The sequence below is a fragment of the Coprococcus sp. AF102-57 genome, from assembly GCF_027686195.1.
Lineage (GTDB): Bacteria > Bacillota > Clostridia > Lachnospirales > Lachnospiraceae > Allocoprococcus > Allocoprococcus comes.
The window spans coordinates 1,376-10,858 of record NZ_JAQCSY010000042.1; the positions used below are offsets into that span (position 1 = coordinate 1,376).

Annotated in this window: 10 protein-coding genes; 7 read left to right on the forward strand and 3 right to left on the reverse strand. The window is 42.8% G+C overall.

Annotated features, from left to right (window positions below; all coding sequences use genetic code 11):
* Positions 1 to 113: 113 nt before the first annotated feature.
* The 4 genes from PGZ10_RS16350 (at position 114) to PGZ10_RS16365 (ending at position 3,945) form a co-directional block, all read left to right on the forward strand.
* Positions 114 to 1,052 carry a DUF2156 domain-containing protein gene (locus PGZ10_RS16350; RefSeq protein WP_270541894.1) on the forward strand — a complete coding sequence of 313 codons (939 nt, stop codon included), beginning with the start codon at positions 114 to 116 and terminating at the stop codon, positions 1,050 to 1,052.
* Positions 1,042 to 2,235, forward strand: coding sequence for a pyridoxal phosphate-dependent aminotransferase (locus tag PGZ10_RS16355; RefSeq protein ID WP_008369542.1), 1,194 nt, complete (start codon positions 1,042 to 1,044; stop codon positions 2,233 to 2,235). The genes PGZ10_RS16350 and PGZ10_RS16355 overlap by 11 nt, the downstream gene beginning before the upstream one ends.
* A gap of 40 nt (positions 2,236 to 2,275) precedes the next feature.
* A complete protein-coding gene (hisC, locus tag PGZ10_RS16360) occupies positions 2,276 to 3,334 on the forward strand; it encodes a histidinol-phosphate transaminase (RefSeq protein WP_270205691.1) in 1,059 nt (352 codons plus the stop codon).
* A gap of 101 nt (positions 3,335 to 3,435) precedes the next feature.
* Positions 3,436 to 3,945: a COG2426 family protein gene (locus PGZ10_RS16365; protein WP_022220948.1), complete on the forward strand. Its 510-nt coding sequence runs from the start codon at positions 3,436 to 3,438 to the stop codon at positions 3,943 to 3,945.
* 741 nt (positions 3,946 to 4,686) lie between these two features.
* Here PGZ10_RS16365 and PGZ10_RS16370 read toward each other — a convergent pair.
* From PGZ10_RS16370 to PGZ10_RS16380, 3 genes are all read right to left on the reverse strand, one after another.
* Positions 4,687 to 5,286 (reverse strand): TIGR04100 family radical SAM protein, encoded by a 600-nt coding sequence (locus tag PGZ10_RS16370; protein ID WP_173685086.1) that lies wholly within the window; start codon positions 5,284 to 5,286, stop codon positions 4,687 to 4,689.
* 77 nt (positions 5,287 to 5,363) lie between these two features.
* Positions 5,364 to 5,927, reverse strand: coding sequence for a TIGR04002 family protein (locus PGZ10_RS16375; RefSeq protein WP_117824769.1), 564 nt, complete (start codon positions 5,925 to 5,927; stop codon positions 5,364 to 5,366).
* A gap of 38 nt (positions 5,928 to 5,965) precedes the next feature.
* Positions 5,966 to 6,820: a pyridoxamine kinase gene (locus tag PGZ10_RS16380; RefSeq protein ID WP_173826534.1), complete on the reverse strand. Its 855-nt coding sequence runs from the start codon at positions 6,818 to 6,820 to the stop codon at positions 5,966 to 5,968.
* Between the two features lie 122 nt (positions 6,821 to 6,942).
* Here PGZ10_RS16380 and pdxR point away from each other — a divergent pair, with 122 nt between their 5' ends.
* Genes pdxR through PGZ10_RS16395 form a run of 3 tightly spaced genes read left to right on the forward strand, consistent with a single transcriptional unit; the run spans position 6,943 to position 9,427 of the window.
* Positions 6,943 to 8,265 (forward strand): MocR-like pyridoxine biosynthesis transcription factor PdxR, encoded by a 1,323-nt coding sequence (gene pdxR, locus PGZ10_RS16385; RefSeq protein ID WP_117836279.1) that lies wholly within the window; start codon positions 6,943 to 6,945, stop codon positions 8,263 to 8,265.
* The gene (locus PGZ10_RS16390) at positions 8,266 to 9,111 is read left to right on the forward strand and encodes an AraC family transcriptional regulator (RefSeq protein WP_055247852.1); all 846 of its coding nucleotides are present in this window, start codon (positions 8,266 to 8,268) and stop codon (positions 9,109 to 9,111) included.
* Complete coding sequence (locus PGZ10_RS16395; RefSeq protein WP_270541895.1) at positions 9,098 to 9,427, forward strand: substrate-binding domain-containing protein; 330 nt, start codon at positions 9,098 to 9,100, stop codon at positions 9,425 to 9,427. Before PGZ10_RS16390 ends, PGZ10_RS16395 begins: the two co-directional genes overlap by 14 nt.
* Positions 9,428 to 9,483: the final 56 nt, after the last annotated feature.

Here is a 9,483-nt window from a genome sequence, read left to right on the forward strand (position 1 = left end):
TCACTAACTTTACAAGTAACACAAAAAAATACAAGAAAACCGCAAAAATCCACTCAAAATGTGGTATACTAACAGACAGTACCGCGAAAAAGCGGAATATGGAAGGATTTTTTATGGCAGAAGCAAAATTTAAAAGACCAGAACTGACAGACCAGGATCTCATCGATTCCTATTTCAAAAAGTACTCAAGCAGAAGCTGCGACCGTACTTTTGCAAATGTATATCTGTGGGCAAGGTTTTACGAAGTAGAATTTGCACAATATAACGATGTTCTCCTGTTCCGGGACAATAGTGCAGGATATGGCTATGCATTTCCGGCAGGTGAAGATGAGGACGTAAAAGCCGCCATCGAAGATATTCTGGAATGGGAGAAAGAAAAAGGCGTTCCATTCTGTCTGTATGGGGTGACAAAAGAGAATTTCGCCAAGTTGGAAACATGGTTCCCGGGTAAATTCGACATCACCTATCACAGAGATGAGGCGGATTATGTCTATGAAAGTGAGAAACTTGCAACACTTTCCGGTAAAAAGCTGCACGGCAAGCGGAATCACGTCAATAAATTTAAAGCACTTCACGGAGATAACTGGAGTTACGAAACGATTACAGAGGATAATCTGGAAGAGTGTTTTCAGATGGCACTGAAATGGCGGAATCTGAATGGCTGTGAAGATGATGAAGAGAAGAATTCCGAGATGTGTGTAACACTCAATTCACTGCGTCTTTACAAAGAACTGAACCTGATCGGAGGTCTGCTCAGAGTTGGTGATGAGATTGTTGCATTTACGATTGGAGAAGCGGTAAATGACGATACCTTTGTGGTTCATATCGAAAAAGCTTATGCGGATATTGAAGGTGCATATACCATGATCAACCAGCAGTTCGTAGAGCATGAAATTGCCGGAAAATACAAATATACCAACCGGGAAGATGATGTTGGAGAAGAAGGATTAAGAAAGGCCAAGCTTTCCTACAAACCGGTATTTATGGTAGAAAAAGGTGTTGTGACATTAAAAGAAGACAGCGAAAAGGAGTGTGCAAAAGATGATATCTAAGAAGATGGAAAATATGGTGGCAAACAGCTCGGCGATTCGCGCCATGTTTGAAGAGGGAAATCGTCTTGCAAAAATTTACGGACCGGAAAATGTATTTGATTTCAGTCTCGGTAATCCAAATGTACCGGCACCGAAAGCCGTAAAGCAGGCGATTCTTGATATTTTGGATGAAGAAGATGAACTGGTGCTTCATGGATATACTAACAGCAATGCGGGATATGAAGATGTTCGCCAGGCTGTAGCTGAATCACTGAATGAGCGTTTTGGTACTGCATTTGCAGCAAAAAATATTACGATGACAGTTGGCGCAGCAGGCGGACTGAATGTTATTTTAAAAGCACTGTTAAATCCGGGAGATGAAGTGATCACATTTGCACCGTACTTTGGAGAGTACAGAAGTTATGTCAATAATTTTGACGGTGTTCTGGTTGAAATCTCACCGAATACCGTAGATTTTCAGCCAAAGCTGGATGAATTTGAGGCAAAGATCACACCGAAGACAAAAGCAGTGATCGTTAATACACCGAATAATCCGACCGGTGTTGTCTATTCCGAAGAGACGATCAGGAAGATGGCAGAGATCATGGAGAAGAAGCAGAACGAATACGGAACAGAGATTTATCTTATCTCTGATGAGCCATACCGTGAACTTGCTTATGATGGTGTGGATGTACCGTATCTGACCAGGTATTATGCCAATACGATCGTAGGATATTCTTATAGTAAATCTCTTTCCCTGCCGGGAGAGCGAATCGGATATCTGGTGATTCCGGATGATGTAAAAGATTCAGAGACACTCATTGCAGCAGCAAATGTTGCAAACCGTATTCTTGGATTTGTCAATGCGCCAACCCTGCAGCAGAAGGTAGTTGCAAGATGTCTGCATGAGAAAACCGATATTTCATACTATAACAGAAACAGGGAGACTCTTTACCAGGGACTCATAGAATGTGGATTTGAATGTGTCAAACCGCAGGGTGCATTTTACCTGTTCATGAAGACTCCGATCAAGGATGAAAAGACATTTTGCCAGGAAGCAAAAAAATATAATCTGCTTCTAGTACCGGGAAGTTCTTTTGGATGTGCAGGATATGTCAGAATTGCATATTGTGTAGCTTATGAGACAATCGTAAATGCACTGCCGAAATTCAAAGAGCTTGCAAAAGAATATCAGCTAGGATAAGACAAAAGCAAAAGATGTGACAGAAAGGTGAGAAAGCAAGATGAGAGAATTTGAGAAAAATATCCGAAGAGTAGAACCTTATGTTCCGGGTGAACAGCCACAGAAAAAAGTGATCAAACTGAATACCAATGAGAATCCGTACCCACCTGCACCGGGAGTTCTTGCGGCAATGAAAAAGCTGGAGGGTCATGTGGACAGTTTAAGGCTGTATCCGGATCCGACATCTGATACACTGGTCAGTGCACTGGCGGACTTTTATCATGTTGGAAAAGATCAGGTTTTTGTGGGAGTGGGATCTGACGATGTTCTCTCTATGTGTTTCCTTACCTTCTTTAACTCGGAAAAACCGGTTTTCTTTCCGGATATTACATATTCCTTCTACAAAGTATGGGCGGATCTTTACCGGATTCCATACGAATGCAAGAAGGTAGATGGAAACTTCCATATCATAAAAGAAGATTATTATCCGGAAAATGGTGGTGTGATTTTCCCGAATCCAAATGCACCGACATCCATCTATGAAGATCTGGAATTTGTGGAAGATATCATCAGACACAACCAGGATGTTATTGTGATTGTGGATGAGGCATATATTGATTTCGCAGGAGAGTCAGCACTTTCGCTTCTGGACAAATATGACAACCTGATCATTACGCAGACATTTTCAAAGGCAAGATCGATGGCTGGAATGCGTATTGGATATGCAATCGCAAGTCCGCTCCTGATCAAGTATTTAAACGATGCAAAATATTCGTTCAATTCTTATACTATGAACAAAACTTCTCTGGTATACGGAGCAGAAGCGGTAAAAGATAAAGAATATTTTGCTGAGACAACACGTAAAATTGTGGAGACAAGAGACTGGGCAGAAGAAGAATTCAAAAAGCTCGGCTTTGTATTTCCAAAACCAAGCGCAAACTTCATCTTTGTATCACATCCGGAATACGATGCAAAAGAACTCTTTGAAGCAATGAAAGCAAAAGGAATCTATGTGCGTTTCTGGGGAAGCGAGCGGATTGAGCAATATCTGCGTGTGACGATCGGTACGAGAGAAGAGATGGAAGCACTCTTTGCCTTCCTCCGTGAATATATGATGTAAGTGTTAAAAACATAAATTGCGTTTGTGCTTACACAAATAAGCAATTTATGCTTATTGACACGTCGAACACCGATTTAATAAGTAAAAAATAGGAGATTTGTATGACTGAAACTTTAGTACAGTGGTTTGTAACCCATCTGGGTGGCAAGGCTGCCAAAGAACTGATTATCTTTATTATTTCAATGATTCCGATTCTGGAGCTCAGGGGAGGAATCCTTGCGGCAGGTCCGGCGTTTTTAAATATCCCGACCTGGCGTGCAATCCCAATCTGTCTGGTGGGGAACCTGATCCCAATTCCGTTTATCCTGCTTCTGATCCGTCCGATTTTTGCATGGCTGCGCAAGACGCGCCTTTTCCGTCCGCTTGTAGAAAAGCTGGAGAAAAAAGCGATGAGCAAAAGTGATCGGATCAGCAGATATGAATTCTGGGGGCTGGTACTCTTTGTAGGAATCCCGCTTCCGGGAACCGGAGCCTGGACCGGAGCTCTTGTCGCATCCCTCCTTGGCATCGACTGGAAAAAAGCTTTCGGAGCAATCGTAGTCGGCGTATGCATGGCATCGGTGATCATGTATATCCTGTCTTACGTTGTGATCGGAGGAATCTTTGGATAAAAATGTGAAAGTTTTCTCTTTGAGAGAACACAGAATGGCTGTATACGAAAGTATATGGTCATTTTTGTTTGGCGAATGATAGAGGTTGAGTGAGCACCAGCCACAAAAGGAATCGTTCGGATTCAAGTTGCGCTAATCATTCCGATGAGCCTCTTAGGACGGGAAGCATGTTCAGCAAAGGCTTCCATGCTTCTTGAGTCTCATCTCCATAGCGCAAAATAGAATCCGAACGATTCCTTTTGTGGCTGGCGCTCTTTGAACTTTATCGAATAAAATGTGGTGATATTGGTAAGATAACAGCAATTCAGAACGAAGCAGGCGAAAACTTTGAGAAGGGATGAGGAGTCTGTTGTTTTGTTGGAAACATTCGACTATCGGGCATTTATTGAAAAACATGTACCACGCCGTCAAACATCGAACCAGAGTTGAAAGGGAGAATAACAACCGGAATGAATAAGTTTCTGTTCATTCGCTTTGCTACAAGCATTCAAAAATCAGGCTGACGGGAATACACTAGAAGGGCAGAAGGACCAAAAGAAACCGGATTAATTCACTTATTATGCAATGGAGATGAGACTCAAAAATCGTGGAAGCCTTTGCTGAACACGATTTTCGCCTTAAGAGGCTCATCGGAATGGTTTGCATAATGGAATTAGTCCGGTTTCTTTTGGTCCTTCTGCCAGCACAGCGCAAAGTATGGCAGCCGTCCCTTTGTTAATTATAGTAGAAAAGAGAATGAACTTACGAATAAATTCGAACTTTCAACGGAATCCCCATCTCGTCTGCGAGTTTCTGGGACGCATCGATTTCTTCCTGTGAAATGATGCTGACCACACTGAACTGGACAGAAGAGAATAACTTTTTGGATTTTTCAGCGAAAGCAAGCATATCCGGGAATGCATTTTCAAAACAAGGCTGTGTAACTTCCTGGTAACGCTCTGCAGTTGGCGCATTCAGGCTGATCGATACGGCATCGATATATTTTGCCATTTCTTCTGCGATCGGCTTTTTATTGAAGAGTTCGCCAAGTCCGTTGGTATTGACGCGAAGGAGAACTTCGGGATGCTTTTCTTTCATGTATTTTGCAGCAGCAATCAGATTATCGTAGGCACAGGTCGGTTCCCCGTAGCCGCAGAAGACGGCTTCCGGATAATTTGTAAAATCAAAAGCATCAATAGCCGCCTTGATCTCTTCGAAAGAAGGATTGTGGTCGTGCCAAAGTTCTGTTGCCTCTCCGATGGCTTCATGCTCGTTACGGATGCAGAAAATACATTTGCAAGTGCAGCGGTTGGTGATGTTAAAATATGCATTGTTTTTAAATGTGTAAATAATATCTGACATTATAATAAAATCTCCTCTTTGAAAGTCAGGCGGATATTCAAGAACCACCTGTCATTTGTGTAGAATTAAATATTTGGCTAAATTCCAAATTTGTTTTTCATTGTACTCTTGAAACCGGCTTTGTCAAGAGTGGAACCAAGAATGATAAAGATCACAGCACTTCCGCCTGACTGGGCAAGGGTTCCTACAATCGAAGGAATCAGTGCACCCCAGGTTCCGAACAGGATTACATCTGTGATATAATATCCAATAAAGGAAATTACAGCGGCAACAACAACGCCGACACAGTTGTGTACATTCACGATCTTGTCCTTTTTACATGTGATCGGAAGGGAGATCAGCATCTTGATGATGAAGGTTGCAGGTGCATATACCGGAGCAGTCAGGATATCTGCCATGGCACCGCCGATTGCACCAGCAAACATGGCATATGGTGTTGGGAGAAATGCAGCGGCAAGATAGATCAGAGAATCTCCGATGTGTATATATCCGCCATTTACACCAAATGGAATATGGAAAATATAAGCAGTTGTCACACAGATCAGTGCTGCAAAAAGAGCTGTTGAAGTCAGTCTGGAGACTTTCTGATGAGAAAGTGCATTTGCAGATGGTTCTGGATTGTTAATGGTTGTAGATGACATGATAGTTACCTCCTTGGGTTTTATTTATTTTGTAAATGTCAGTCAAGCAGCATAGAAAGATGGGATTCAAAATTGATTCCATCATTGCGCGGAATCTGGTCGGCAACGGTGTCAATCAGAGATCTTTCGATAAACCGGCATGCTTTTTCCACGCCTGCAGCTGCACTTTTTCCCTGTACCATCGAAGCACATACGACAGCGGAGAGCAGGTCACCGGTGCCAGAATAGCTTCCTCCGTGAATTCCAGAGGAAATGACGCTTATCTGGTCGTTCTCGAGAACCAGATTGTAATATTTTACGGTATCATCAGAAGGAGCCTGATAAAGAATACCGGTGACGATGATCGTCTGGATCTGCGTTTCTTTCAAAGGAGCGGCAATCCGGGCAATCCGGTCCAGATAATCCGGTTCGTCCTTATACTTGGTAAGCCCTACAAAATCAGAGTGTGTTAAAAGACACAGCTCGGTAAGATTTGGCGTGATCACATCGGCATGGGATACAAGCTTCTGCATCTGCTGTTGGAGTCTGGGAGTGAAAATGTCATATTTGACACCGGAATCTCCCATGACCGGATCGACAAAGAGCAGAGTGGAAGGGGTTCTGAACTTCTCACAGAAATTCAGGATTTTTTCCGCCTGATCTGCGCTGCCGAGATATCCGGTACTGATCGCATCCAGGGTAAGACCACGTTTTTGCCATTCTTCTGTGTAATGATCGATCTTGTCGGTAAAGTCCGTACAGTAATAGCTGTCGTAGCCGGTCTGATTGGTTAAAACTGCCGTTGGCAGAGGACAGGCCTGCACACCCATGACGGAAAGAACCGGGATCGCAGCTGTCAGAGAGCATTTACCAAGACCGGACAGATCATTGATAACAGCGACTCGTTTTATCATTGAAGTATCCTTTCCGAAATACAAAGTGAAAAATTCTTGCATTTCTTATGTGTTTTATATAGAATAAAATAAAAGTGTCATTTGTAAAATATACAAAAAGAAATATTTTTTAGAGGTCAGTTATGAGAGTGGAATTACAGAATGAGGAACACTGCCGGTATCTGAGAGTGTATCATTATTACAGAAATCTGATTCTATCCGGGCAGATGAAGTCAGAGACAAAACTTCCATCGATCCGTAAAGGTGCAAGCGAGCTGCAGATGAGCCGGACGACGATGGAGAATGCGTATATGCTTCTGGCAGCAGAAGGTTATATTGTGTCCAGACCGCAGAGTGGATATTATGTGACGGATATTGCCGAGAAGCAGGAAGAGGGCAGAAAGATTGCAAGCCGGCATGTAAGGAAGCAGGAGAATCCGGTTGTCTATGATTTTGCAACATCAAATGTAGATAAAGAGAGTTTCCGGTTTGAATTATGGCGGAGATATATGAAGAGCGCAATGCGTCAGGATGAGAGACTGCTTTCTTATGGAGAACCGCAGGGGGAACAGGAATTCAGGGAAGTACTGTCTGAATATATTCAGAAGACCAGAAGTGTGATCTGCAGCCCGGATCAGATCGTGATCGGTGCCGGTATACAGAGTCTTCTGCATATTCTGTGCCCACTGAATCATAAAAAGAGAACCGTATTTTTCAGGGACAGTGAGTTTGTACAGGGAATGACGGTTTTTGAAGATCATAACTACCGGATTGCAGGAAGTGCGGAAGAAGAGATTGGAATGTATTACGTGTCACCATCACAGATGACAAGATTTGGTGGGGTGATGCCGATCCAGGAAAGACTGGAACTGGTCGGACGCGCCGAAAAAGAGCATTTTCTGATCATTGAAGATGACTATAACAGTGAGTTCAAATATTTTCAGAAACCGGTTCCGTCCCTGCAGGGACTTTCGGGAGGAAGAAATGTCATTTATCTGGGAACATTTTCCAAAATGCTGCTTCCGTCTATCAGGATCAGTTATATGATACTGCCGCCGGAATTGATGGAAACTTACGAAAAAAGAAAAAATAATTACAATCAGACTGCATCCAAGGCCGAGCAGATCGCACTGACACAGTTTATCCGTGACGGACATCTGGCGAGTCAGGTCCGTAAATCCAGGAAGATCCATCTGGCAAAGGCAGAAAAGCTTGCGGACAGTGCAAAAAAGATTTTAGGAAAAGATGTGGATGTACAGGTTGGTGCTGCAGGATTTATGGTACAGTTGACCTTTGCGGAGGACTGCGCTGCAGAAAAGATTGCAGAAAAAGCAAAAAAGAAAGGAATGACATTTCTTGAAGTGGAGAAGAACAGGATGTTACTCACCTGTGCAGGTGTTCCTGCTGAAAAGTATGAGGATGCTATGAAACTGCTCAGAGAATGTACAGAGAAGGGGATGAATTAGATGGAATTTTCACATGAACTGGTTCTGCCGAATGAAGATCTGCCATTCCGGATGTTTTTATTTGAAGGAAAAGACGGAAATTATGTCAGGGAAAAGCACTGGCACCGGTCGATCGAGATGTTTGTTGTACTGGAAGGAAAGCTGGATTTTTATATCAATGAAGAAGATATCCATTTAGATGAAAAATCATTTGTGATTGTGAATTCTAATGAGCTGCATTCGATTTCGGCACCGTTTCCGAATAAGACGATCGTACTGCAGATGCCACTTCAGACATTTGAACGGTATTATACGGACGAGCAGTTTATCTGTTTTACCCACAGCGAACGCGTACAGGATGAACAACTGGTTGAACTGGTTGAAAAGATGTATGTGACGTATCAGAAGAAGAAAACCGGGTATGAATTAAAGGTACAGAGCTATTTTTATATGCTGGTCTATCTGATGGTGACAAAATACAGGAAGGTTGATGTCAGTGCGGAGATCGTGCGGGATCACAAGAACAGGAACCGACTTTCTACGATCACGAATTATATCAAGGATAATTATCAGAAAGATCTCTCGCTGGAAGGGCTGGCACAGATCTTCGGGTATTCGCCGACCTATCTGTCACGGATGTTTCGCAAATATGCAGAAATCAACTATAAAGAATATATTCAGGGAATCCGTCTGGAATATGCCTACCGAGAACTGATAAGCAGTGATACGATGGTTGAGGAAATTGCAGAACATAGTGGATTTGCGGACGGAAGAGCATTTGCCAAAGCATTCCGGAAAAAATATGGAGTAAGACCAAGTGATTTCCGTAAAATGAGAAAGCAGGAATCGGAAGATGAAAAGTTATAAAGAAAACTGGAAGAAGATATACCAGGGAGCCAAAGATGCCGGGAAAGGAGACCGGATCCTGATCGAGAATTTTGGTGAGACACTGTCGGGTGAATATTCGACAGAAGAATTGATGGAAATGGCAATTGCGACCAGGGTAGATGGGATTATTGTACAGGTGAGCGATGAAGAAGCGGTTTCCGCACAGATTGACAAGGCAGAAGAACAGAATATTCCGGTGATCACGATCCGCAGTGATGCGCCGGTCAGTAAAAGGGTATCAAGTGTACTTTATCGCTTATACAAACATGGGACTTCTTGCAGCCGTTATCTTTGATGTAGAATCTAAGAAACGTGCTAAATAATAAAAAATAGCCTGCAAATAAAAAGTCA

Bases quoted from the DNA above. Each gene is read 5' to 3' on its own strand.
- PGZ10_RS16350 (WP_270541894.1), top strand. From the start codon at position 114: ATGGCAGAAGCAAAATTTAAAAGACCAGAACTGACAGACCAGGATCTC.
- PGZ10_RS16355 (WP_008369542.1), top strand. From the start codon at position 1,042: ATGATATCTAAGAAGATGGAAAATATGGTGGCAAACAGCTCGGCGATT.
- hisC (WP_270205691.1), top strand. From the start codon at position 2,276: ATGAGAGAATTTGAGAAAAATATCCGAAGAGTAGAACCTTATGTTCCG.
- PGZ10_RS16365 (WP_022220948.1), top strand. From the start codon at position 3,436: ATGACTGAAACTTTAGTACAGTGGTTTGTAACCCATCTGGGTGGCAAG.
- PGZ10_RS16370 (WP_173685086.1), bottom strand. From the start codon at position 5,286: ATGTCAGATATTATTTACACATTTAAAAACAATGCATATTTTAACATC.
- PGZ10_RS16375 (WP_117824769.1), bottom strand. From the start codon at position 5,927: ATGTCATCTACAACCATTAACAATCCAGAACCATCTGCAAATGCACTT.
- PGZ10_RS16380 (WP_173826534.1), bottom strand. From the start codon at position 6,820: ATGATAAAACGAGTCGCTGTTATCAATGATCTGTCCGGTCTTGGTAAA.
- pdxR (WP_117836279.1), top strand. From the start codon at position 6,943: ATGAGAGTGGAATTACAGAATGAGGAACACTGCCGGTATCTGAGAGTG.
- PGZ10_RS16390 (WP_055247852.1), top strand. From the start codon at position 8,266: ATGGAATTTTCACATGAACTGGTTCTGCCGAATGAAGATCTGCCATTC.
- PGZ10_RS16395 (WP_270541895.1), top strand. From the start codon at position 9,098: ATGAAAAGTTATAAAGAAAACTGGAAGAAGATATACCAGGGAGCCAAA.